This is a genomic window from Humibacillus xanthopallidus, from assembly GCF_006717145.1.
Taxonomy (GTDB): Bacteria; Actinomycetota; Actinomycetes; order Actinomycetales; family Dermatophilaceae; genus Humibacillus; species Humibacillus xanthopallidus.
In genome coordinates, this window is sequence record NZ_VFQF01000001.1 from 260530 (window position 1) to 284813 (window position 24284).

Genomic DNA, 24284 nt, shown 5'->3' on the forward strand with positions numbered 1-24284 from the left:
GGCTCGGCCGTGAGCGGCCTCCCCGACGAGATGCTCTTTCGATTGCCGGGGTCAGGGGATCGGGAGCTCCTTGAGGACCACCGGGGTGCCCGTGTTGCGTTCGGAGATCTCGGCCAGCGCTTGTCGCACCGCCTTGGAGAAGAGGTGAGCGCCCTTGATCGTCGGGTGGATCCGGTCGGACTGGACCTGCTCGGGGTGCGCCCGAACGGCGGAGGCCCAGTCGGCGATCGCGACGTTGCTGCGCCCCTTGGCGATGGCCTCGAGCTTGGCGTTGTCCTTCTCGATGCGGCTGAAGGGCCCCATGACGTTGACGAGGACGATCATCCGGTTGGGGCCCAGCTCGTCGAGAACCTTCGCGACGCCGGCCTCGTCGACGCCGGCGTTGGTGCCGAACGCCAGCACCACAGCGCGACGGTTGGCATCGCCTCGCGCCGTCACCTGAGTGACCGCGTCGGACCACCTGCGGTTGGACTTGGCGTCGATCCGGATGCCGGGGAAGTAGTACCGCATCGCTTGCAGACTGCCGACCATGATGGAGTCACCGTAGGCGTCGATGTCCTTGCCGGCGGGCATCGTAAAGGTGGAGTTGAGCCCCGTCGGCAACGCACTCGGTGCGGCCGTGGGTTGCCCGCTCGGTGAGCCGGTCGCGGCCGCACCGGAGGGCGCGGGGCTCGGCTCGTCGGCCTCCGCCGCAGCCTCGTTGGCGGCGAGCATCCGTGCCGTCTCGCTCTGGGCGGGCGCCGTGACGACGATCCCGGTGACGACAACGGCGACCACGGTGACGAATGCCGCCAGACCGCGCCGGGTCGGCACCGACAGTGCGGCGGTCTGGTCACGCAGCCGCGCACCGACGCCCCGGAAGCCGAGGGTGCGGAAGGGCCCTTCGACGAACCGGTAGGTGAGGTCGGCCAGGGCGAGCGTCACGACGACGCACCACAGGCGCGTCAGCAGGTGCGAGATGGTGCCGGGCGCCGACGGGTTGTCGAGGGCGACGAGGAGGATGACCGGCCAGTGCCAGAGGTAGATGGAGTAGGAGCGCGCCCCGACCCAGGTCGCCACGGGGTGGCGGGCGAGGCGCTGCACCGCAGTCGGGCCCCCGGCAGCCGACGGCGCCGGATCGATGACCCCCATGATGAGCAGAGCCGTGGCGAGGGAGGCGAGGGCGATGCCCCCGCGGAAGGTCAGTGCCTGCTGCTCGTCGAGCAGGACCATCTCGGCAAGCAGCACGATGCCTGCGAGAGGTCCGGCGACCCAGCCGAACCGTCCCCAGTGGGACGGCGTCACGAAGCGGGCCAGCCGCGGGCTGGCCCACGCGAAGGCCAGCGCCGCTCCGGCCATGAGGCCGATGAGGTGGGTGTCGGTGCCGTAGTAGACGCGGGTGGCGTCGGCGTCGGGCACGTAGAGCAGCGCCATGAGCAGCGCCGACCCACCGCCGATGGCGACCGCCGCCCCGACCCGCACCCGGCTCGAGAGCGCGAGCAGGCCGATGGTGATGAGCGGCCAGAGCAGATAGAACTGCTCCTCGACCGCCAGCGACCAGAAGTTCATGAAGAGCTGCGGCGCCGTCTGGTCGAAGTAGCTCGACCCTGCGGTGATCTCGAGCCAGTTCGTCGAGAAGGTCAGGGCGCCGGCCATCTGCCGACCGACGTCGACGAGCAGGTCGGCGCTCACGACCCGGGCGATGAGGACGCTCGTCACGACGCAGAGCACCAGGGCGGGCAGCAGCCGCCGGGCGCGGCGGACCCAGAACTGTGAGAGGGCGATCCGGCCGGTGCGTCGGTGCTCGTGCACGAGCAGGGTGGTGATGAGGAAGCCCGACACGACGAAGAAGACGTCGACGCCGAGGAAGCCGCCGGGCAGCCACGCAGCGTCGAGGTGGTAGACGAGCACGCCGACGATCGCGAGGGCCCGCAGGCCGTCGAGTCCCTCGATGCGGTCACGGGGATGCCGGCCGCCCGCGGGGATCGATCCGGTCGCCACCTCCGCGGGAGCCGTGCGCTCCTGCCTCAGGGGCCTCGCCGACGTCGTCACGCCGCTCCCTCCTCGGGCGCCGGGGAGACGCGTCGGACGGGAGGTCCGCTGCAACCCCGGTGTGCTTGACGTGAGCATAGTGACGGGTGGGACACCAGCGACGGAGGCGCGCGGCGCGCCCCGCCCCTCTCGCCCCGGTATGCGTGGAGCGCGCTCGAGCGGGTCGCCACCGTCGCACGCTCCCGGGCCTCCCGGCATACCGTGGGGTCATGGACGCGAGCGAGACCTCCGCCACCGAGCCGGTGCGGGGCACCTTCTTCGTGCACGGCTACGTGCAGGGGGTCGGCTTCCGCTGGTGGGTTCGTGCCCGGGCGCTCGAGCTGGGGCTCGTCGGGCACGCGCGCAACACCGTCGACGGAAGGGTCGAGGTCGTCGCCCAGGGTCGCGTCGAGTCGGTAGACCGCCTCCAGGAGCTGCTCACCGAGGTGCCCTCGACGGCGCGTCGGCCGGGGCGCGTCACGCAGGTCGTGTCGCAGCGCAGTGCCGCGAAGGACGGGATCACCTCCTTCGTCGAGCGCTAGGACGACCAAAAGCAGGTCTGGAGTGACGACGCGGCCACGTGCCCGTTCGAGTGGCCTCGCGACCTCTCCTGTCCCAGGGGTGGTGGGGCTGGTGTGGCGACGCGGCCACTCGAGGAGCCGCTGTCCTAGTCGAGTGGCCTCGCGACCTCTTCTGTGCCAGGGGTGGTGGGGCTGGTGTGACGACGCGGCCACTCGAGGGGGCGCTGTCCCAGCGGACGGAACCCGTGGCGTCCACAGCGGCCCGACGACCTACCCTGACGAGGTGAGCGACACGACCCAGGCCGGTGACGAGATCCCGACCGAGCTCGCGCGGCTGCGCAGCAGCATCGACAACATCGACGCCGCCCTCGTGCACCTGCTCGCCGAGCGCTTCAAGTGCACCCAGCAGGTCGGTGAGCTCAAGGCGGCGCGGCACCTGCCCGCCGCAGACCCGGCCCGCGAGGAGCGCCAGGTCGCGCGGTTGCGGGCCCTAGCCGATGAGGCAGGCCTCGATCCCGTCTTCGCCGAGAAGTTCCTCTCCTTCATCATCGCCGAGGTCATCCACCACCACGAGCGGATCGCGGCCGGCGGCGAGTAGATCGGACCTCAGTAGAGCGTGGCGTCCTGGCGGGCGGCGAGCCCGCGGTCGTACTCCGCGGCCTCGTCGTCGGAGCCGAAGCCACCAGCCTCGCGCGTCATCTGCCCGGCAGACGGCACGGCGTCCTGATCGACGTGGGTTGCGTTGTCCCACAGGCGACTTCGCTTGACCGCCCGCGCGCACTGGAAGTAGACACGCTCGACCGTGACGATGAGCACGGACGCCGGTCGGATGCCCCGCACCTCGTGGCGCTCAAGCTCAGCGGTATCGGTCGACACCACGGCGGTGCCGCGAACCCGCAGCTCCTCGCCCACACCCGGCACGAGGAAGAGCAGCCCCACGCGAGGGTCCGCGACGATGTTGCGCAGGGTATCGAGCCGGTTGTTGCCTCGGCGGTCCGGCACGACGAGCGTGTGTTCGTCGCGCACCGTGACGAAGCCGGGCGCGTCGCCGCGAGGCGACTGGTCCAGGCCACCGTCACCCACCGTCGCGATGACGCAGAACGGCGAGGCGGCGATCACGCGGGCGTGCGTCGGCAGGATCGTCGGCGACTCCTTGGCGAGGGAGTTCGGCGCGGGGGAGAGCGGATAGACCTCGAGGAGCCGCTCGAGCGAGGTCACGATGCACGGGTCGTCAGGGGGCTGCGAGCTCACCCCGCCACGGTATGCCGCGTGGCCCGGGAGCGCTCGCCTCCCCGGGGTCGCTCCGCTCGGCTAGTACGCTGACCGGGATCGCCGATCGCAGGACGAAGGAACTTCACCTCCCGTGTACGTCAAGAGCCTCACCCTGAAGGGCTTCAAGTCCTTCGCCTCGGCGACCCACCTGCGGCTCGAGCCCGGCATCACCTGCATCGTGGGCCCCAACGGCTCCGGCAAGTCCAACGTCGTCGACGCGCTCGCGTGGGTCATGGGGGAGCAGGGCGCCAAGTCGCTGCGCGGCGGCAAGATGGAGGACGTCATCTTCGCCGGCACCTCCGGCCGAGCGCCGCTCGGCCGCGCCGAGGTCGCCCTGACGATCGACAACACCGACGGCGCGCTGCCGATCGACTACACCGAGGTGACGATCGCCCGCACGATGTTCCGCAACGGCGGCTCCGACTACTCGATCAACGGCACGCCGTGCCGGCTGCTCGACGTGCAGGAGCTGCTGAGCGACAGCGGCATCGGCCGCGAGATGCACGTCATCGTCGGTCAGGGGCAGCTCGACACCGTGCTGCGAGCCACCCCGGAGGAGCGGCGCGGCTTCATCGAAGAGGCGGCCGGCGTCCTCAAGCACCGCAAGCGCAAGGAACGCGCGCTGCGCAAGCTCGAGACGATGGAGTCCAACCTCACCCGCGTGCAGGACCTCACCGGTGAGATCCGCCGCCAGCTCGGCCCGCTCGGTCGGCAGGCCGAGACCGCTCGCAAGGCGGCGGTCATCCAGGCTGACGCCCGCGACGCCCGCCTCCGTCTGCTCGCCGACGACCTCGTGCAACTCACCTCGACCCTCGAGCAGGAGGTCGCCGACGAGTCGGCGCTCATCCAGCGCCGCACCGAGGTCGAGGCCGCGATGGCCGAGCTGGCAACCCGGCTCGCCTCCCTCGAGTCGGCCGCCGAGCAGGCCCGGCCCGCGCTGACCCGCGCCCAGGACGACTACGTCGCCGTGGGCCGTCTCGTCGAGCGGCTGGCCGCGACGCGCTCGCTCGCTGCCGAGCGGGTGCGGCTGCTCTCCGAGGACGACGAGCCCGAGCCCGCCGGCCAGTCCCGCGACCCCGAGCAGCTGCGGTCGCAGTCCGCCCAGGTGCGTGAGCAGGAGCAGGCCATCGTCGCCGAGATCGCCGCCGCCAAGACGGCCCTCGAGGAGGCGGTGCTGGCCCGCACCGCTGCCGAGCGCAGCCACGCCGAGGAGACCTCACGCCTCGCTCGAGCCGCGCGCGCCGCCGCTGACCGCCGCGAGGGGCTGGCCAAGCTCGGCGGCCAGGTCGGCGCCAAGGCGTCGCGCATCGAGGCGCGCGAGGCCGAGATCGGTCGGCTGCGGGCCACCGTGGAGCAGGGCCAGACCCGAGCGGCCGAGGCCGAACGCGAGTTCGCCCGGCTCGAGGCCAGCGTCGCCCAGGACGAGGAGGGCGAGGAGGGGCTCGACACCGCCTACGAGGAGGCCGCCGAGCGGCTCGACGCCGCCGAGGCGGAGCTCGCCCGCTGGAAGGAGGCCGAGGCCGCCGCCGAGCGGTCCCGCACCACGGCTGCCGCCCGCGTCGAGGCCCTCGAACTGAGCCTGCGCCGCAAGGACGGCGCCGCCGCGCTGCTCGCCGCCTCCGACGACGCCCACGAGATCCTCGGCTCGGTCGCCTCGCTCGTCACCGTCGAGGCTGGCCTTGAGAACGCTGTCGCCGCCGCGCTCGGCTCTGCGGCCGAGGCACTGGCGATCGGGTCGCTCGACGCCGCGGCGATGGCCCTGGGAGCCCTGCGCGACGACGACTCGGGCCAGGCCAGCCTTCTCGTCGCCGAGTCGGCCACCCCCGTCGACCCCGCCTCATGGCCGGCCCTGCCGGATGGGTCCCGATGGGCCCGTGAGGTCGTCGAGTGCCCGGCGTCCGTGCGCCCGGCCGTCGAGCAGGTGCTCGAGCGGGTCGCGCTCGTGACGACCGACGCCGAGGCGATCGCCCTCGTGCGCGCGCACCCCGGACTGACCGCCGTCACCCGGGCCGGCGACGTCTACGCCCCCGGCACCGTGCGGGGCGGCAGCACCTCCGCGCCCAGCCTGCTCGAGCTGCAGGCCGCCCTCGAGGACGCCCAGACCCGCATGGCGGCGGCCACCCGTGACGGCGAGCAGGCCCGTTTCCGCGCGGCTGCGGCCGAGGCGACTCGCGCCGAGCTCGCCGAGGCGGTCGAGGCGATCCTCGAGCGGCTCAACGAGAGTGATGCCCGGATGGCGGCGATCGCCGAGCGGCTCGGCTCGCTCGGACAGGCCCTGCGCGCCGCGCGCGCCGAGGTGGAGCGCACCGAGAAGGCCATCGCCGATGCGAGCGCCGCCCTCGAGAGCGACCAGGCCGAGCACGCCGCACTGCTCGAGCGACTCGAGGCCGCGAGCGGCGAGGGCGAGATCGAGGCCGACCCCTCGACCGCCGAGCGCGACCGCCTCGACGCCCTCGCCCGCGAGGCCCGCACGACCGAGACCGAGCTGCGCCTCGGCCTGCGCACCCGTGAGGAGCGGGCCCGCGCACTCAAGGACCGCGCCGACGCGCTCGAGCGCAGCGCCCGCCACGAGGAGCAGACCCGGCAGCGCCTCGCCGAGAAGCAGGCCCGACGACGCCGCGAGGCCGCCGTCGCCGAGGCCGTGCGCACCGCCTCCACCTGGGCGCACGACCTGCTGTCGCGCTCCGCCGAGGAGGCCGGTCGGGTCCGGGCCGCAGGCGAGGCCGCCCGCACCGAGCGCGACGCCGAGCTCGCCGTCGTGCGCCGTGACCTCGCCGTCCTGCAGGCCGAGCTGCGCGAGCTCACCGACTCGGTCCACCGCGACGAGGTCGCCCGCACCCAGCAGCGCCTGCGTATCGAGCAGCTCGAGACCCGCGCGGTCGAGGAGCTCGGCATCGCCCCCGACGCGCTCGTCGAGGAGTTCGGCCCCGACCGCCCCGTTCCCTTCGTGCCCGACCCCGACGCCGACCCTGCGGCCGAGCCGCCCGCCCCGGTGCCGTTCGTGCGTGACGCGCAGGAGAAGCGGCTTCGGGCCGCCGAGCGCAAGCTGGGCGCGCTGGGGCGCATCAACCCCCTTGCGCTGGAGGAGTTCTCGGCCCTCGAGGAGCGGCACAAGTTCCTCACGGAGCAGCTCGAGGACCTGCGCAACAGTAAGCGCGACCTGCTCGACATCGTCAAGGAGGTCGACGAGCGCGTCGAGAAGGTCTTCGCCGAGGCCTTCGCCGACACCGCGGTCCAGTTCGAGCGCGTCTTCCAGCGGCTCTTCCCCGGTGGTGAGGGGCGCCTCGTGCTCACCGATCCCGGCAACATGCTGACGACCGGGCTCGAGGTCGAGGCCCGCCCGCCGGGCAAGAAGATCAAGCGCCTGTCGCTGCTCTCCGGTGGCGAGCGCTCGCTCGTCGCGGTCGCGCTGCTCGTTGCCATCTTCAAGGCCAGGCCCTCGCCGTTCTACATCATGGACGAGGTGGAGGCGGCGCTCGACGACGCCAACCTCGGCCGTCTCATCACCCTCTTCGAGGAGCTGCGCGACAGCTCGCAGCTCATCGTCATCACGCACCAGAAGAAGACGATGGAGATCGCCGACGCCCTCTACGGCGTCAGCATGCGTGGCGACGGCGTGACGACGGTCGTGTCCCAGCGCCTGCGCGACGTCGCCGACCAGCAGCAGCCGGCCTGACGGCATACCCCCGCGCGGTTGTGGCTGCGGTTGGACGTGGGGGTGGACCCGGTGGCGGGAGGGGACACGCCAGGCGTCGACGCCAGTCACTCTGATGTGTTTGCGTCACACAGGTCACATGCGTCACTCTGTTCACATGGCTCTCCTGGTCATTGCGATGCTCGTCATCATCGGTCTCGGTGTGGCGGTCGTCGGCGTCGTCGCGGTGCCCGCGCACCGCGATGGCCGGGACCTGCTCACCACCAAGGGGGAAGGGGTCGCTCGGTCCGCGCAGCAGCGGGCCGCTGCCCTCGGTCGAAGCACGCGCGCACGCACGCCGTGAGCTCGGGCTGACCGCCTGCCCAAACCCTCGACCACCGGCCTGCCCGGTGGTCGAGCCGCGTCTCCGCCGCGCCCGAGGCGGTATGCCGTCCCGCGGGGGACCGCGGGCCAGCGTGGTTGGATGGGCGGCGTGGAGAACGTGTGGATCTACGTCATCATCGGGGTCGTCATCCTCGCGGGGGCCATCGCCTACGGCGTGAACCTCACCCGCGGGCGCGGCGGAGACACCCGCACCCTCGACCGTGAGGCGCCGAGCGCACCCGGGCTGCCCGGAGAGGACCTCGACCGCAGGCCGCCCGCGGCCACCGACACGGTGGCACCACCGAAGGCGCCGGGCACCGCGGCCGAGGTGGAGACCGCCGGCCCGCAGGCCCCGCCGGCGCCGACCGAGCCGGCCGCACCGACCATCGAGCGCCCGGAGTCCGCCCGGGGACGCCTAGCCCGCCTGCGCGCCCGGCTCGCCCGCTCCAACAGCGCGCTCGGCAAGGGACTGCTCGCCCTCCTGTCACGCGGCAAGCTCGACGAGGAGGCATGGGAGGAGGTCGAGGACACCCTCATCGCCTCCGACCTCGGCGTCGAGGCGACGACCGAGCTCGTCGACTCGCTGCGCCTGCGCGTCAAGGTCGACGGCACCACCGATGAGGCGACCGTGCGCGAGTGGCTGCGCGAGGACCTCCTGAAGCTCGTCCAGCCCGACATGGACCGCCGCATCGCCAGCAGCCGGGTCGGTGACCGGCCCGCCGTCGTGCTGGTCGTCGGGGTCAACGGCACGGGCAAGACGACGACCGTCGGCAAGCTCGCCCGCGTGCTCGTCGCCGAGGACCGAGAGGTGCTGCTCGGCGCGGCCGACACCTTCCGCGCGGCGGCGGCCGACCAGCTCGAGACGTGGGGCGCCCGCGTGGGCGTCGTCACGGTGCGCTCCGACAAGGACGGCGCCGACCCTGCGGCGGTGGCTTTCGACGCGGTCAAGGCCGGCATCGAGGAGGAGGTCGACGTCGTCATCATCGACACGGCGGGGCGCCTGCACAACAAGGTCGACCTCATGAACGAGCTCGGCAAGGTCAAGCGCGTCATCGAGAAGCAGAGCCCGATCGACGAGGTGCTGCTCGTCCTCGACGCGACGACGGGACAGAACGGCCTGCAGCAGGCCAAGGTCTTCGCCCAGGCGGTCGACGTCACCGGCATCGTGCTCACCAAGCTCGACGGCACCGCCAAGGGCGGCATCGTCGTGGCGGTGCAGCGCCAGCTCGGGGTGCCGGTCAAGCTCGTCGGCCTCGGAGAGGGCCCTGACGACCTTGCGCCGTTCGACGCCGAGGCCTTCGTCGACGCGATCATCGCCTAACCGCTCCGAGGTGGTCGCCCAAGGCCCCTCTCGCGGGCCGCTCACGGGCCGGTCACGGGCTGCTCACGGGCCTCTCACGGCCCATCGAGCGCTCACAGCGGACGTCCAGCGGGCGCCCAGACGGCCGCCTGGCCGACCGGGCGCCCGCTGTCGCACTTCCAGCAGGCGGACGTGCTCCGTGCGTGAAACCATCCGCTTACACCGCCTCGACGTTGTTAGCACGCCCGTAACAATCAGCGTGATCGCCGGAAATTTGCCGCGTCCATGGTTCTGGCCATGAGCGCAATTACCTTCGTGGCGGCCGACACGCCGTTCACTGACAGCGGGAACACCGCGTGGGTCCTGGCAGCGGCCGCTCTGGTGCTGTTCATGACTCCCGGTCTCGCCCTCTTCTACGGCGGCATGGTCCGCACCAAGAGCGTCCTCAACATGATGATGATGTCCTTCATCACGATGGGCACGGTCGGCACGGTGTGGGTCCTGTGGGGCTACAGCGAGACGTTCGGCAACGATGTCGGTGCCGGACTCCTCGGGAACCCCTTCGAACACTTCGGGCTCTCGGGCGTGCTCGATGCCATCTACGGATACGTACCGGCCGACGCGGCCACCGGCACGGCAGCAGCCGGCGGCATCCCGGGTGGCGCCTTCGTCGCCTTCCAGGTGGTCTTCGCGATCATCGCCGTGGCCCTCGTCTCCGGTGCCATCGCCGACCGAGCCAAGTTCGTCACCTGGACGGTCTTCACGGTCATCTGGGCGACGCTGGTCTACTTCCCGGCGGCCCACTGGGTCTTCGCCTTCAACGGCTTCGCAGCCGAGACCGGAGGCTGGATCGCCAACAAGGCCGAGGGCCTCTTCCTGGGTGGCGCGGGTGCCTACGACTTCGCCGGCGGCACGGCGATCCACATCAACGCCGGTGTCGCGGGCCTGGCCCTCGCGATCCTGCTCCGCAAGCGGGTCGGCTGGCCCAAGGAGCCGATGCGTCCGCACAACCTGACACTCGTCATGATCGGCGCCGGCATCCTCTGGTTCGGCTGGTTCGGCTTCAACGCCGGCTCCGCCCTCAGCGCGGGCACCCTGGCCGCGGGCGTGTGGGTCAACACCCTCGCCGCGACCTGCACGGCCATGCTCGGCTGGCTCATCACGGAGAAGATCCGCGACGGCCACGCCACCTCCCTCGGTGCAGCCTCGGGTGTCGTCGCCGGCCTCGTGGCCATCACCCCCGCCTGTGCGACCGTCTCCCCGTGGGGCGCGCTCGTCGTCGGCCTCGCCGCCGGCGTCGGCTGTGCCCTCGCGGTCGGCCTCAAGTTCCGCTTCGGCTTCGACGACAGCCTCGACGTCGTCGGCGTCCACCTCGTCGGTGGTCTCATCGGCACCCTCCTCATCGGCTTCCTCGCCGACGCGACCAACAGCCCGACCGGCACTGCCGGGCTCAGCATGAACGACGGGCTCTTCTTCGGCGGCGGCTTCGGCCAGCTGTGGTCGCAGACCCTGGGCGCCGGTGCCGTGCTGATCTACTCCTTCGTCGTGACGTTCATCATCGGCTGGGTCCTGCACAAGACCATGGGCTTCACCGTCCCCGAAGAGGACGAGGTGGCCGGGATCGACCTGCTGGAGCACGCTGAGACCGCATACGACCTGGGGGCCTTCACCGGTGGCAGCCGCCACGTGTCCTCCGGCGTCGTGGCCGAACGAACCCGACAGGTCGTCGCCGACGAGCCGTCCTCCAAGGAAGAGGCCTCCGCATGAAGCTCATCACCGCCATCATCAAGCCCCACCAGCTCGACGAGGTGAAGGAGGCCCTGGAGGCCTTCGGCGTCGCGGGCATGACGATCAGCGAGGCGAGCGGCTACGGCCGCCAGCGCGGCCACAGCGAGGTCTACCGCGGTGCCGAGTACACCGTCGACTTCGTGCCGAAGGTCCGCCTCGAGGTCCTCGTCGATGACGTGGACAGCTCGGACGTCCTCGAGGTCATCCTCAAGGCCGCGCAGACCGGCCGCATCGGCGACGGGAAGATCTGGTCCGTCCCGGTCGACGAGGTGGTGCGCGTCCGCACCGGCGAGCGTGGTGTCGACGCTCTCTGAGCGCCGACGCACCGCTCGACACACCAACACAACAGCTACCAGGGGACGGCGAGAATCTGACATGACGGATGTGACCTCACGACGTCTGGACCTCGCCGGCACCCGAACCTTCGCGACGCCCGGCGCGGGCCAGACCCGCCGCCGGGCGCTCGCGGACTTCGGCTTCGGGTGGCTCCAGGAGCTCTGGCGCGAGGCCTGTGCGGGCCGGCGCCACGAGGGTGTCGCCCTCGCCGCGGTGGGTTCGCTCGCCCGCGGCGACGGCGGCCCCCTCAGCGACTACGACCTCGTGCTCGTGCACCACCCGCGAGGCCTCTCCGGCAAGGAGGTCGGCGCCTTCGCCGACAAGCTCTGGTATCCCATCTGGGACGCCGGGGTCCGCCTCGACCACAGCGTCCGCACCGTCGCCGACTGTCGCGCCGTCGCCTCGGACGACCTCTCGGCAGCGGTCGGTCTGCTCGACCTCACCCACGTGGCCGGTGACGCCGACGTCGTCAACGCGGCCCGCTCCACGGTCGCGCACGACTGGCGGGCCAACGCCCGCACCCGGCTCGGCGAGATGCACGAGTCCGTCGTCCAGCGGCACGCCCGCCAGGGCGACCTCGCCCACCTCATCGAGCCCGACCTCAAGGAGGCCCACGGCGGCCTGCGCGACATGTCCGTCCTGCGGGCCCTCACGGCCGCCTGGCTCACCGACCGCCCCCACGGCGACGTCGACGAGGCCTACGAGCGCATCCTCGACGTGCGCGACGCGATCCACGTCGTCACCGGCCGTGGCCGGGACCGCCTGACCCGCGACGACCAGGACGCCTGCGCCGCACTGCTCGGCTACACCGACTCCGACGACCTGCTCACCGACCTGTCGACCTCGGCCCGCACCATCGCGTATGCCGTCGACAGCACCGTCCGCCGCGCCATGCAGTCCCAGCGGGCTCGCACCCTGCGCGTCGGCCCGCGCCGGCCGCAGCTCGCACCCCTCGGCTACGGCCTCTACCGCCACGACGGCGAGGCCGTGCTGGGCCCGTCGGCCGACCTGTCGTCCGACCCGATCATCCCGCTGCGCGCGGCGGTCGTGGCGGCACGCGGCGGCATACCGCTCTCACCGACGACCCTGAAGAACCTCGCCGCCCAGTCGCCGACCCTGCCGGAGCCGTGGCCGGAGGTGGCACGCAACCTCTTCGCCGACCTGCTGGCGGCCGGGCCCGGCCTCGTCACGGTGTGGGAGGGGCTCGACCTGGCCGGCGTCGTGGAGCGGTGGATCCCTGAGTGGACCGCCGTCCGTAGCCGGCCCCAGCGCAACGCCGTGCACCGGCACACCGTCGACCGCCACCTCATCGAGACGGTCGTCGCCGCGAGCGGCATGGTGCGCGACGTCTCGCGCCCCGACCTGCTCATGCTCGCCTCCGTCCTGCACGACATCGGAAAGGTGCCCGGCTCCCGCGACCACGCGGTGACCGGCGCCGAGATCTCCGACGGCGTGCTGCGCCGGATGGGGGTGTCCGAGCCCGACCGCACCGTCATCGTGCGGCTCGTGCGCGAGCACCTCACCCTCGTCGACCTCGCCACCCGCCGCGACCCCGAGGACCCGGCGACCATCGCCGCGCTGTCCGAGGCCGTCGACGGCTCGGTGCACACGCTCGACCTCCTGCGCGCCCTCACCGAGGCGGACGCGTCAGCCGCCGGCCCGAAGGCCTGGAGCGACTGGCGAGCCGGTCTCGTCACGCGTCTCTACACGGCCTGCCGGGCGGCCCTCATCGCCCAGTCCGAAGGAGAGGGGGCTCTCGTCGTGGAACCGATCGAGACCCTGCCGCTCTCCGAGGAGGCCCTCGACCGGGTCGCCTCCGGGGAGCCCTACGTCACCGTGTCATCGCTCGGTGGCGCCCACCGCATCGACATCATCGCCCGCGACCGCGCCGGCCTCTTCGCCGACACCGCTGGCCTGCTCGCCGCCCACGGCTTCATCGTGCGCTCGGCGATCGTCCGTACCCTCGACGGCCTCGCGGTCAACGAGTGGTGGGTCGACTCGCCGGGCGGCGAGACGCCGCTGCCCGAGATCATCTCGCGCGACCTGTCGCGCGTCGCCGCCGGCGACCGCTCGCCGCTGGGCAAGCTCCAGCGCCGCAAGTCAGGCGGCGTGCGCAGCCCCGGCTCGGGTTCGGTCGACTCCGCCCGCGCCATGGTGATCAGTAGCGCCTCCGACACCGCGACCGTCATCGAGGTGCGCGCGACCGACCGTCCCGGGCTGCTCCAGGACATCGGCATGACGCTCGCCCGCGCCTCGTTGTCCGTGCGGTCGGCGCACATCGCGACGTATGCCGGCCAGACCCTCGACACGTTCTACGTGACCGAGTTCGGTGGCGGGCAGCTCGCTCCGGCCCGGGCCGCCCAGGCCGTCGCGATGATCATCGACACCTGCGACGGCTGACCACCCCGCTCCACCCACTCCCCGGACCTCTTCCCGCCCGGACCTCCCCGTACCGACCTCCTCGGTCGATGTCTTTCCGCGAGCCCTTGCCCGCGGAAATACATCGACCGGGAGCGAGGGGGCGGGAGCCGGGGGCGCCCGGAGCGAGGGGCGGCCGGTAGCGAGGGCGGCCGGTAGCGAGGGCGGCCGGGGGCGAGGGGGTGAGCGGGGAGCGGGGGGGCGGCCGGACGGCATACGGCATCGGGTCCGAGGAGTGCGCCCGAGTCGGAGCAGGGCGCGGGAGCGGATAGCCTTGCCGGGTGTTTGCATCCCTGTCTGACCGGCTGACCGCCACCTTCAAGAACCTGCGCGGCAAGGGCCGCCTGACGGAGCACGACGTCAACGCGACGGTCCGTGACATCCGGCTGGCGCTGCTCGACGCCGACGTCGCGCTGCCCGTCGTCAAGCGGTTCACCGGCAAGGTGCGCGAGCGGGCGCTCGGTGCGGAGGTGAGCCAGGCGCTCAACCCCGCCCAGCAGGTCGTCAAGATCGTGCAGGAGGAGCTCGTCGCGATCCTCGGCGGGCAGACCCGACAGCTCTCGCTGGCGAAGCAGCCTCCGACAGTCATCATGCTCGCGGGCCTGCAGGGCTCGGGCAAGACGACCTTCGCGGGCAAGCTCGGCAAGTGGCTCAAGGACCAGGGGCACACGCCGCTGCTCGTCGCTGCCGACCTCCAGCGACCCAACGCCGTCACCCAGCTCGAGGTCACCGGTGAGCGCGCCGGAGTCCCCGTCTTCGCGCCCGAGCGCGGCAACATGGGCGGCCACGACGCCGTGCTCGACTCCGGCGAGGGCACGCGGTCGTTCGGCGACCCCGTCGCCGTGTCGCGCATGGGCATCGAGCAGGCGCGCGCGAAGCAGTACGACGTCGTCATCGTCGATACGGCCGGCCGCCTCGCCGTCGACGAGAACCTCATGGAGCAGGCCGCCGACATTCGTGCGGCGATCCGTCCCGACGAGGTGCTCTTCGTCATCGACGCGATGATCGGTCAGGCGGCCGTCGAGACCGCACTGGCCTTCCACGCCGGCGTGGCCTTCACCGGTGTCGTGCTCTCGAAGCTCGACGGTGACGCCCGCGGTGGTGCCGCCCTCTCGGTCGCCGAGATCACGGGCGAGCCGATCATGTTCGCCTCGACGGGTGAGAAGGTCACCGACATCGAGGTGTTCCACCCCGACCGCATGGCCAGCCGCATCCTCGACATGGGTGACGTGCTGACGCTCATCGAGCAGGCCGAGAAGGCGTTCGACAAGCGCCAGGCCGATGAGATGGCGCGCAAGTTCATGGCGGAGGAGGACTTCACCTTCGAGGACTTCCTCCAGCAGATGAACGCCATCAAGAAGATGGGCTCGCTCAAGTCGATGCTCAAGATGATGCCGGGCATGCAGGGCATGCGCGAGCAGCTCGACGCCTTCGACGACCGGGAGTTCGACCGCGTCGAGGCGATGGTCCGCTCGATGACGCCCTTCGAGCGCACCCACCCCAAGCAGATCAACGGCTCGCGGCGCGCGCGCATCGCCAAGGGCTCCGGCGTCACGGTGACCGAGGTCAACCAGCTGCTCGTCCGCTTCGGCGACGCGCAGAAGATGATGAAGTCGATGGCCCGCGGCGGCGGTGGTGGCCTGCCCGGCATGCCGGGCATCCCCGGCACCGGCAAGCGCGGCCGCCCCCAGCAGCCGCAGCGCAAGAAGAGCAAGAGCGGCAACCCCGCCAAGCGTGCGGCCGAGGAGCGAGCGGCGGCCGACAAGGCGTCGGCCGGCCGGTCGGCAGCCGCGGCCAGCGCCTTCGGTGTGCCCGGTGCCGGTGCGGAAGGCGACGGACAGGCCGCCGATCCGATGGCCGGCTTCGACCCGAACAACCTGCCGAAGGGCTTCGAGAAGTTCCTCGGCGGCCGCTGACCGGAGGACGTGCCGCTCGCTGATCGGTGCCGACGCGCATCACCTCACCGATGGGCTTGCATCGACTTGCGGATCAACTGGTGAATCAACCTGGCTTTGGTGTTGCTCCAACAGCACCAAAGGCGAGTTGATCCACCAGTTGATGGCGATCGGTCGCCACAACGGCGCCCACGGAATCAACTGGCGGATCAACTGGGGTCTGCTGTCGCTCTGGCGACACCTCCCACCAGTTGATCGACCTGTTGATCCTGCCGTCTGGAATCGAGCAGCCTGAGAGCCCCGACTGCGGGGCGCGACCTGTGGATGAGGCGGAGATCCGCGCACTTCCGGACCTCAAAGTGGGGGCATGGAGCTGCCCGACCACCTCGCCGAGCTCGCGTCCACCCAGTGGGGCGTCGTCACGCGACGCCAGCTGCTCGAGGCCGGTGTCCCGCCGGCGATGATCCGGTGGCAGACCGGTCGACGGTGGAGATCGTTGCTGCCGGGCGTCATCCTGCTCTCTCCCGGGCTACCGACGTGGGACCAGAGACTCGTGGCAGCTCTGTTGGCGGCCGGCCCGAAGTCCTGGCTGAGCGGCGCGACTGCGGCCGCATGGCATGGGCTGGCCAGAGCCGACAACACCTTGCCGGTGCACGTCATGGTCCCGTTTCCTGCGACCAGCAAGCAGATCGCCTGGGTGTCGATCCGCGCCACCAGCCTGACGAACGAGCGTCTCGTGCAGCGCGGACCGCTGCGCGTCTCGTGCCGTCCGCGCGCGCTCGTCGACGCTGCCGCTCAGGCGTGTGATGACGACGCGGCCCGGGCCCTGGTCATCGCGGCAGTGGAGGACCGGCAGGTCCGAATCGACGACGTGCAGCACTGGTTGGCCGTTCGGCGTCGCAACGGCACCGTGCGTCTCAAGACTGCCGTGCGAGAGGCCGCGACAGGTCTGTGGTCGGTGCCGGAGGCAAAGCTCGCCGGGATCGTTCGCGCGTCCGGCCTGTTCCCGCACGTCATGGCGAACCCCGTGCTCGTCGACGCCTTGGGTCGGCCCCTGACCACGCCCGACCTGTGGATCGACGACGTGGGGCTCGCGCTCATGGTCCACTCCCGGCGCTTCCACGCTGAAGCCCTCGACTGGGACGCGACCGTGGACACCGACGAAGACCTCCGTGATGCGGGCATCGAGGTGGTGGGAGTGACGCCCAACGCGATCGAACGCCGCCCCGAGAAGGTGCTGGCCCGGGTGTCGTCCGGGCACGCTCGTGCCTCCCGGCGACCGCGCCCGAACGTCACGGCCACACCACGCGACTGGATGAGCCGTGTCTCTGGCTGACGACGCCGGCACTGCAGGCAGGTTTGAGCGCCGGGCCAACATCCGAACCGATCAACTCGGGGATCAACTCGTGGGAGGTGTCGTCAGAGCGACAGCAGGCGGGAGTTGATCCACCAGTTGATGCCCGAGGGCGTGCGCTGCGCGGTCAGGTACGGGTTGGGTCGTAAGGTCGATCAACTCGGGGATCAACTGGGAGATCAACTGGGCTTTGGTGTTGCTCCACGACCACTCGAGCCGAGTTGGTCCACCGGCGGGTCGAGGCGGCATACGCTCGGGAGCGTGGTCACCGTCGACGGACGCTCACGGGTGAGGCTTCCCGACGGGCGCGGCCTCGACGTCTGGCAGGGCGGCGACTCGGGCGGAACGCCCGTCCTGTTCCTGCACGGCACGCCCGGTGGACGGCTGCAGGGCGCGCTCGGCGACGGCGCCGCGGCTAAAGCAGGCGTGCGACTCGTGTCCTTCTCGCGGCCCGGCTACGGCGGGTCGAGCGATGCCGCCACCACCTTGGCGTCCGTGGCGCGCGACGCGGGCGCGATCGCCGACGCGCTCGCCATCGACGGCTTCGCGGTGCTCGGCGTCTCCGGGGGAGGGCCGTATGCCGTCGCGGCCGGCGCCGTTCTGCCAGACCGGGTGCGTGCCGTCGGGGTCGTCGCAGGGGTCGGACCGCTGCTCGAGCTCGATCCGGCGTCGGCGGCCGACCCGGCTGTGCGGGCTGCTGTCGCCGGCGACGACGACGGTGCGCTCGCGCTCCAGGACGCCACCACCGCCGTCCGTCGCGGTTCCGGCGCGCGGGGCTTCGTCACGCCCGAGATCCTCGAGCCGTGGACGCCGAGCGGGCGACCGGGGCTGCCCTCCTACCGCGGCGCCTCGCGCGACGCGCTCGCCTTCGCCGTCGGGTGGGACATCGACCTCGCCGCCATCAGCGCGCCCGTCTGGCTCTGGTACGGCGACCACGACCAGCAGGTGCCGCTCGAGCACGGGCGGTGGCTGCACGAGCGCCTGCCCACCTCGACGCTCGTCGTGCGCGAGGGCGCGGGGCACCTCGCGACCCTCATGCCCTACTGGCACGACATCCTCGTCACCCTCACCCGCGACCGGTCTGGGTAGGGTCGTCGACATGACTGCGCCGCTGCTCCACGTGAGAGGTCAGGTCCTCGTCCGACCCGACGAGACGGTCGACGAGCTGTGGGTCGTCGACGGCAGGGTGACCTTCACGCGACCGACGGGCCGGTATGCCGCCGACGTCCAGACGCTCGAGGGCTGGGTGCTGCCGGGTCTGGTCGACGCGCACTGCCACGTCGGGCTGGGTGCCCACGGCGAGGTGCCGCAGGAGGAGGCTGAGCGTCAGGCTCTCACCGACCGCGACGCCGGGACGCTGCTGATCCGTGACGCCGGCCAGCCGGGCGACACCCGGTGGGTCGACGAGCGCGAGGACCTGCCCAAGATCATCCGCGCCGGCCGTCACATCGCCCGCACCCGCCGCTACATGCGCAACTACGCCCACGAGGTCGAGGAGGCCGAGCTCGTCCAGCACGTGCGGCTCGAGGCCCACCGCGGGGACGGCTGGGTCAAGCTCGTCGGCGACTGGATCGACCGCGACGTGGGCGACCTCGCACCGAGCTGGAGCCGCCAGGCCGTCGCCGACGCCATCGCAGCCGCCCACGAGGAGGGTGTCCGCGTCACGGCGCACTGCTTCGGCGAGGAGTCGCTGCGCGACCTCGCCGCCGCTGGCATCGACTGCATCGAGCACGCCACCGGGCTCCAGGAGGGCTCGATCGACACCTTCGCCGCTCAGGGGATCGCCATCGTGCCGACCCTCGTCAACATCGCGCAGTTCCCGAGCCTCGCGGAGCCGGCCAAGGAGAAGTTCCCCGACTACCACCGCCACATGCTGGACCTCCACGAGCGGCGCTACGCGACGGTCGGCGCCGCCCACGAGGCGGGCGTGCCGATCTATGTCGGTACCGACGCCGGAGGCAGCCTGCCGCACGGGCTCGTCGGCGCCGAGATGGTCGAGCTGACGAAGGCCGGGCTGTCGAACCTCGAGGTCATCTCGGCCGCCACCTGGGGCGCTCGCGAGTGGCTCGGCCGGCCCGGGCTCGTCGAGGGCGCCGATGCCGACCTCGTCGTCCTGAGGGCCGACCCACGCGACGACGTCGGCGCCGTCGCAGATCCCTCCGGCGTCGTCCTGCGAGGTCGCGTTGTCCTCTGACCTCACCCCCGAGCCCCCCGCCGACGCCCCGCTCACCGCGGTGGGGGAGCGCGTGCTCGTGCGGCCGCCGACGCCGGCCGACGAGCCGGCCTACGTCGAGGCCGTGACCCGCTCGAGCCGGCGGCTCGCCGACTTCGCGATGCCCGACCCCCACAACCTGCCGACCGTCCTCGCGAGCCAGTCGCCGCTCTACCGCACCTTCATGGTCGTCGCGCGCGAGCCGGCCGGGGAGCACGGCCTCGTCGGGCGGATCAACGTCGCCAACGTCGTGCGCGGAGCCTTCCTCAGCGCGTCGATCGGCTACGACGCCTACGACCCGTATGCCGGCCGCGGCCTCTTCGTCGAGGGGCTGAGCCTCACCCTCGACCTCCTCTTCGCCGACGAGCCGGCGGGCATGGCGCTGCACCGGGTCGAGGCCAACATCCAGCCGGCGAACGCCCGCTCGGCCGGGCTCGTGCGCTCGCTCGGCTTCGTCCACGAGGGCTTCTCCCGCGCTTTCCTGCACCTGCCCGGTCTCGACGGCCGGCGCGCGTGGCGTGACCACGACCGCTACACGATGCTCGCGACCGACTGGCCCGCCGCGCCCTACCGGCCCCACGGCGCCCGCCGGGTCGCCTGCATCGTGACAGGCACTGCCGGCTACGGCGGCACGACCCTTGCTGCCGCGCTCGCGCTCGAGCTCGAGGTGCCGCTCTACTCCTCGAGCACGGTGCCGCAGACGTCGACCCTCTTCGAGCTGCTGCGCTCGTCACCGGTCGGCGGCGTCGTGGAGTGCCGGGCGAGCGCTCCCGAGCTGCGCATGGGCCTGGCCCGGGCCGGCTTCGACCCGTCGGCCGTGCCGGTGCTCGACGCCGCCGTCGACGTGCCCAAGGCGGAGGTCGTGCGCCAGGCACTGGCGGTGCGCACGGCGTTCGCCTGAGCACCGTCGGGCGCTCGCGGCCGCCGGTTCGGAGGAGCTCCCGGAGTCTGGCAGAATGGACGGCTGTACCCGTCGGGCCAGAACTCTCTTGCCTGACCCGGACGCCTACACCGGGTGTCGGCCCCCCACGCATCTCAGCGTGGTCTTGCCGCGCTCACAACACGGAAGAGGAAACCACACCAGTGGCCGTCAAGATTCGTCTGAAGCGCATGGGCAAGATCCGTGCACCGTTCTACCGCGTCGTCGTCATGGACTCGCGCACCAAGCGCGATGGCCGGGCCATCGAGGAGATCGGCAAGTACCACCCCACCGAGGAGCCCTCGCTCATCGAGATCGACATGGAGCGCGCCCACTACTGGCTCGCCCAGGGCGCCCAGCCCACCGAGGCCGTCGCTGCCCTGATCAAGGTCGTCGACGGTGGCACCCTCAAGACCAAGGAGCCCAAGCCGGCGAAGAAGGACCTCTACGAGGCCGCCATCGCCGCCGCGGGCAAGGCCGACGACGGTGGCTCCGCGCCTCGCAAGAAGGCCGAGAAGAAGGCCGACGCCCCCAAGGCTGACGAGGCCAAGGCCGACGAGTCCGACGCCGCCAAGGCCGAGGCCTGAGCATGATCGAGGAGGCCCTCGAGCACCTCGTCAAGGGCATCGTCGACCACGACGAGGACGTCGTCGTGCGCCGCAAGGAGCTGCGTCGCGGTGAGCTGCTCGAGGTCCGGGTGCACCCCGACGACCTCGGCCGCGTCATCGGCCGCTCCGGCCGCACGGCGAGCGCCCTGCGCACCGTCGTGGCCGCCCTCGCGGGCAACAGCAACATCCGTGTCGACATCGTCGACACCGACCGCGAGCGCTGACCAGCTGACGCCGACGGCGTCGCACAGCCTGCACGAGAAGGGGTGTCCCGAGCGATCGGGACGCCCCTTCCGCATGCCCGGGGCAAGGGCTGCCCCACTCCCGTATGCCGCCCCGATCGACAGAGCGCGCCCGTCCTATCGAGAGAGCACTCCAGGCAATCGAGAGAGCGATCCGTGGGGCAGGCCGTCCGCACCCCTCTGCCTCGGGATCGGTGCGCCCGCTTGGGACAAACCTGAGAGGATGCCGCCATGAGTCTCGTCCTCGCCCGGATCGGCAAGCCCCACGGTCTGCGGGGAGAGGTCACCGTCCGGCTTCACACCGACGAGCCCGAGACCCGCTTCGCCGTCGGCGCCGTGCTCGAGACCGAGGCCGACCCGGGCTCAGGGGTGCCCAAGGCCCTGACGATCGCGTCGACCCGCGTGCACAACGGGGTCTGGCTGCTGACCTTCGAGGAGATTCCCGACCGCACGGGTGCGGAGAGCCTGCGTGGCGCCCGGCTCGTGACGTCGGGCACGGCGCCTGCGGTCGACGACGAGGCCTTCTACGAGGAGGATCTCGTCGGGCTCGAGGCGCGCGACGTGAGCGGCGCCGTCGTCGGCACCGTCACCGGGCTCGAGATCGGCGCAGCCCAGGACCGGCTCGTGCTGCGCCTGACCGACGGGGTCACGGCCTACGTGCCCTTCATGCGCCACATGGTGCCGGTCGTCGCGGAGGACCACGTCGTCGTCGACCCTCCGGCCGGCCTCTTCGACCTCTATCGCGAGGGCACCGAGTGACTGCCGACGCCGGGCCCGCACTGCGCATCGACGTCGTCTCGATCTTCCCCGACTACCTCTCGGCGCTCGACCTGTCGCTCATCGGCAAGGCCCGCGAGGACGGCCTGCTCGACGTGCGCGTGCACGACCTGAGGGACTTCACCCACGACCGGCACCGCACCGTCGACGACACTCCCTACGGCGGCGGCGCCGGCATGGTGATGAAGCCGCAGCCGTGGGCAGAGGCACTCGATCACGTTGTCGCACAGGGCGGTTCGAGCGCACCTTCGGGTCGCCCCCACCTCGTCGTGCCGGGGCCAGGCGGTGCGCCCTTCACGCAGGCCGTGGCGCGCGAGCTCTCGCAGGAGGGGTGGCTCGCCTTCGCCTGCGGCCGCTACGAAGGCATCGACGAACGCGTCTACGAGCACGCACGCGAGACCCTCGGGCTCGAGGTCTCGGTCGTCAGCCTCGGCGACTACGTCCTCAACGGCGGTGAGGTGGCGGTGCTGGCGATGGTCGAGGCGATCGGTCGCCTCGTGCCCGGCGTCATCGGCAACGCGGAGTCGCTCGTCGAGGAGTCGCACGAGGACGGGTTGCTCGAGTACCCCCTCTACACCAAGCCCCGCGAGTGGAACGGCCGCGAGGTGCCGCCGATCCTCCTGTCCGGCAACCATGCCGCGATCGCCGCCTGGCGCCACGGGCAGAGGCTCGCCCGCACGGCCGCACGCCGGCCCGACCTGCTGCACCCCTCGCACGGAGACAGCGAGGTCGAGATCGCCGCTGCCACGCCGGGTGACGTCCCCGAGCTCAACGTGCTCTTCAAGGCCTGCTGGGTTCAGGAGGCGCTGGTCAACGACACGCTCGACATCCCCGCCCTGCGCGAGTCCCTCGCCGACGTGCGGGCGAGCCTCGACTCGACGCAGACCTGGGTCGCCCGCAAGGCGGGCCGTCTCGTGGGTGCGGTGCGCACCTCGAGGCAGGAGGACGACTGGTTCATCGGCCGCCTCTGCGTCGTGCCGGACCTCCGGGGGCAGGGACTCGGCCGGCGCCTGCTCGAGCACGCCGAGGCGACCGCACCGGACGGCATACGCACGATGTCGCTCGACACGGGCGCTCGCAGCGCCGACAACCTGCGGATGTACAGGAAGGCCGGCTACCGCCCTGCACCCGAGACGGGCGACGCGCCCGCGGGGGCGGTGCGCCTCACCAAGCGTCGTCGTCGCTAGGCGCCGTGGTCAGGAGACGAGCGAGACGCGCAGGTCGGGCGCGAGCATGAGCCGCCGACGGATGAGCGCGGCCTCGACGCCCGCGGTGATCGCCTGGGTCGCCATGATCGCGAAGAGCACGAGCACCTGGGCCGTCGCCGCCTGCACCGCGCTGCCGCCACCCAGCATGACGCCGATGAAGGCGCCGGGCAGCGTGACGATGCCCGAGGTGCGCACCTGGTCGAGGCTCGGCACGATCCCCTCCGGCACCCGGCGCGCGATGACCTCGTCGATGGCCTGAGGTGCGGTGAGGCCGAGCGAGAGGCACGCCTCGTACTGCCCGTGCTCCTCGCGCAGGGCCGCGAACGTGCGACGCCCGACGAGCGTGTGAACCGTCATCGTGTTGCCGATGACGATGCCGGCCACGGGGATGAGCGCGACCCCGACGAAGGGCACGGCGCCGCTGAGGAGCAGGATCGCGACGACGGGCACGACGCCGCAGGCCATCGACGCCGCTGCCCAGTGCCACGAGCGCGGCGCACCCACCCGCCTGGCCGTCGTCACCGCGGCGGTGGTGAACATGACGCAGACAGCCAGCAGCGAGAGCCAGATCGAGCGCACGACGGCGGTGATGACGAGCGCGACGATCCCGAGCTGGACGATGGCGCGAGCGCCCGCGACGACGGCCTCCCGGTCGAGATCGATGCGCCCGAGCCGGTTGGCCACGACGGTGACGGCGAGCAGCACGACGAGGGCGATGGCCACGGGCCAGCCGGGAGAGATGTCCACGGCGCCACCGTAGGCTCGCCATGACGCCGCGGGCACTCAGGGTCGCGCGCTCGCCGATTTCAGGTATGCCGTGTGGCTCTGGCAGACTTGACCACTGCGTCCGGCACGACGGCCCCTGCCACAGGGGGAGTCGGGTCCCCAGCACGCCCCCCGGGTCGACGACCTCGGGTGCGGGAGACCCACGCGGCCCGACGGACGCACACACGAACATCGTGCCGGGTGACCTGTGGCGCCCAGGAAAGTGGACCATCATGCAGAAGTTCGACGCACTCGACAAGGCGTCGCTCCGCGACGACATCCCCGCGTTCCGCGCGGGTGACACGCTCAAGGTGCACGTCAAGGTCGTCGAGGGCACGCGCTCGCGTGTCCAGGTCTTCCAGGGCGTCGTCATCCGTCGCCACGGCGGCGGCATCGGCGAGACGTTCACCGTCCGCAAGATCTCGTTCGGCGTCGGTGTCGAGCGCACCTTCCCCCTGCACACGCCGATCATCGACCACATCGAGGTCGTCACGCGTGGTGACGTGCGCCGCGCCAAGCTCTACTACCTGCGTGGTCTGCGCGGCAAGGCTGCCAAGATCCGCGAGAAGCGCGACAACGTCCCGGCCAAGGCCGGCGCGGCCAAGACGACGGCCAAGAAGGCCTGACGACGTCTGCTGACG

General features: G+C 71.8%; 21 protein-coding genes. 18 read left to right on the forward strand and 3 right to left on the reverse strand.

Features of this window, described 5'->3' with window-relative positions:
• Window positions 1-51 precede the first annotated feature (51 nt).
• Window positions 52-2031: an acyltransferase family protein gene (locus tag FHX52_RS01180; protein WP_246069559.1), complete on the reverse strand. Its 1980-nt coding sequence runs from the start codon at window positions 2029-2031 to the stop codon at window positions 52-54.
• Between the two features lie 209 nt (window positions 2032-2240).
• Between FHX52_RS01180 and FHX52_RS01185 the strand changes: the two genes are divergently transcribed.
• Complete coding sequence (locus FHX52_RS01185; RefSeq protein ID WP_141819179.1) at window positions 2241-2552, forward strand: acylphosphatase; 312 nt, start codon at window positions 2241-2243, stop codon at window positions 2550-2552.
• A gap of 262 nt (window positions 2553-2814) precedes the next feature.
• Window positions 2815-3129, forward strand: a complete 315-nt coding sequence (locus FHX52_RS01190; protein WP_141819181.1) for a chorismate mutase — start codon at window positions 2815-2817, stop codon at window positions 3127-3129.
• Window positions 3130-3137: 8 nt separating this feature from the next.
• On the opposite strand, the gene FHX52_RS01195 is transcribed toward FHX52_RS01190, so the two are convergent.
• Window positions 3138-3782, reverse strand: a complete 645-nt coding sequence (locus FHX52_RS01195) for an MSMEG_1061 family FMN-dependent PPOX-type flavoprotein (protein WP_141819183.1) — start codon at window positions 3780-3782, stop codon at window positions 3138-3140.
• 112 nt (window positions 3783-3894) lie between these two features.
• Between FHX52_RS01195 and smc the strand changes: the two genes are divergently transcribed.
• The 15 genes from smc (at window position 3895) to trmD (ending at window position 22857) form a co-directional block, all read left to right on the forward strand.
• Window positions 3895-7479, forward strand: coding sequence for a chromosome segregation protein SMC (smc, locus tag FHX52_RS01200; RefSeq protein ID WP_141819185.1), 3585 nt, complete (start codon window positions 3895-3897; stop codon window positions 7477-7479).
• A 136-nt stretch (window positions 7480-7615) separates the two neighbouring features.
• Window positions 7616-7801 (forward strand): hypothetical protein, encoded by a 186-nt coding sequence (locus FHX52_RS01205; RefSeq protein ID WP_141819187.1) that lies wholly within the window; start codon window positions 7616-7618, stop codon window positions 7799-7801.
• 120 nt (window positions 7802-7921) lie between these two features.
• On the forward strand, window positions 7922-9142 hold the full coding sequence (gene ftsY / locus FHX52_RS01210) for a signal recognition particle-docking protein FtsY (RefSeq protein WP_141819189.1): 1221 nt from the start codon (window positions 7922-7924) through the stop codon (window positions 9140-9142).
• A 276-nt stretch (window positions 9143-9418) separates the two neighbouring features.
• Entirely contained in the window at window positions 9419-10888 is a 1470-nt protein-coding gene (locus FHX52_RS01215; protein WP_141819191.1) for an ammonium transporter, read from the forward strand.
• On the forward strand, window positions 10885-11223 hold the full coding sequence (locus FHX52_RS01220; protein ID WP_141819194.1) for a P-II family nitrogen regulator: 339 nt from the start codon (window positions 10885-10887) through the stop codon (window positions 11221-11223). Before FHX52_RS01215 ends, FHX52_RS01220 begins: the two co-directional genes overlap by 4 nt.
• Window positions 11224-11284: 61 nt before the next feature.
• Window positions 11285-13645 (forward strand): [protein-PII] uridylyltransferase, encoded by a 2361-nt coding sequence (locus tag FHX52_RS01225; protein WP_141819195.1) that lies wholly within the window; start codon window positions 11285-11287, stop codon window positions 13643-13645.
• Between the two features lie 299 nt (window positions 13646-13944).
• Entirely contained in the window at window positions 13945-15579 is a 1635-nt protein-coding gene (ffh, locus tag FHX52_RS01230) for a signal recognition particle protein (RefSeq protein WP_141819197.1), read from the forward strand.
• 346 nt (window positions 15580-15925) lie between these two features.
• Window positions 15926-16894, forward strand: a complete 969-nt coding sequence (locus tag FHX52_RS01235; protein WP_141819199.1) for a type IV toxin-antitoxin system AbiEi family antitoxin domain-containing protein — start codon at window positions 15926-15928, stop codon at window positions 16892-16894.
• A 279-nt stretch (window positions 16895-17173) separates the two neighbouring features.
• Window positions 17174-18001: an alpha/beta fold hydrolase gene (locus tag FHX52_RS01240; protein ID WP_185747027.1), complete on the forward strand. Its 828-nt coding sequence runs from the start codon at window positions 17174-17176 to the stop codon at window positions 17999-18001.
• Window positions 18002-18011: 10 nt separating this feature from the next.
• Window positions 18012-19106 carry an amidohydrolase family protein gene (locus FHX52_RS01245; RefSeq protein ID WP_141819204.1) on the forward strand — a complete coding sequence of 365 codons (1095 nt, stop codon included), beginning with the start codon at window positions 18012-18014 and terminating at the stop codon, window positions 19104-19106.
• On the forward strand, window positions 19096-20025 hold the full coding sequence (locus FHX52_RS01250) for a GNAT family N-acetyltransferase (RefSeq protein ID WP_246069560.1): 930 nt from the start codon (window positions 19096-19098) through the stop codon (window positions 20023-20025). The genes FHX52_RS01245 and FHX52_RS01250 overlap by 11 nt, the downstream gene beginning before the upstream one ends.
• Window positions 20026-20207: 182 nt before the next feature.
• Entirely contained in the window at window positions 20208-20630 is a 423-nt protein-coding gene (rpsP, locus tag FHX52_RS01255; protein WP_141819206.1) for a 30S ribosomal protein S16, read from the forward strand.
• Between the two features lie 2 nt (window positions 20631-20632).
• Window positions 20633-20875, forward strand: coding sequence for an RNA-binding protein (locus FHX52_RS01260; protein WP_141819208.1), 243 nt, complete (start codon window positions 20633-20635; stop codon window positions 20873-20875).
• A 249-nt stretch (window positions 20876-21124) separates the two neighbouring features.
• A complete protein-coding gene (gene rimM / locus FHX52_RS01265; protein WP_141819210.1) occupies window positions 21125-21652 on the forward strand; it encodes a ribosome maturation factor RimM in 528 nt (175 codons plus the stop codon).
• 20 nt (window positions 21653-21672) lie between these two features.
• Window positions 21673-22857 (forward strand): tRNA (guanosine(37)-N1)-methyltransferase TrmD, encoded by a 1185-nt coding sequence (gene trmD / locus FHX52_RS01270; protein ID WP_141821966.1) that lies wholly within the window; start codon window positions 21673-21675, stop codon window positions 22855-22857.
• 9 nt (window positions 22858-22866) lie between these two features.
• On the opposite strand, the gene FHX52_RS01275 is transcribed toward trmD, so the two are convergent.
• On the reverse strand, window positions 22867-23625 hold the full coding sequence (locus FHX52_RS01275; protein ID WP_141819212.1) for an ABC transporter permease: 759 nt from the start codon (window positions 23623-23625) through the stop codon (window positions 22867-22869).
• Between the two features lie 251 nt (window positions 23626-23876).
• Between FHX52_RS01275 and rplS the strand changes: the two genes are divergently transcribed.
• Entirely contained in the window at window positions 23877-24269 is a 393-nt protein-coding gene (gene rplS, locus FHX52_RS01280) for a 50S ribosomal protein L19 (RefSeq protein ID WP_141819214.1), read from the forward strand.
• Window positions 24270-24284 lie beyond the last annotated feature (15 nt).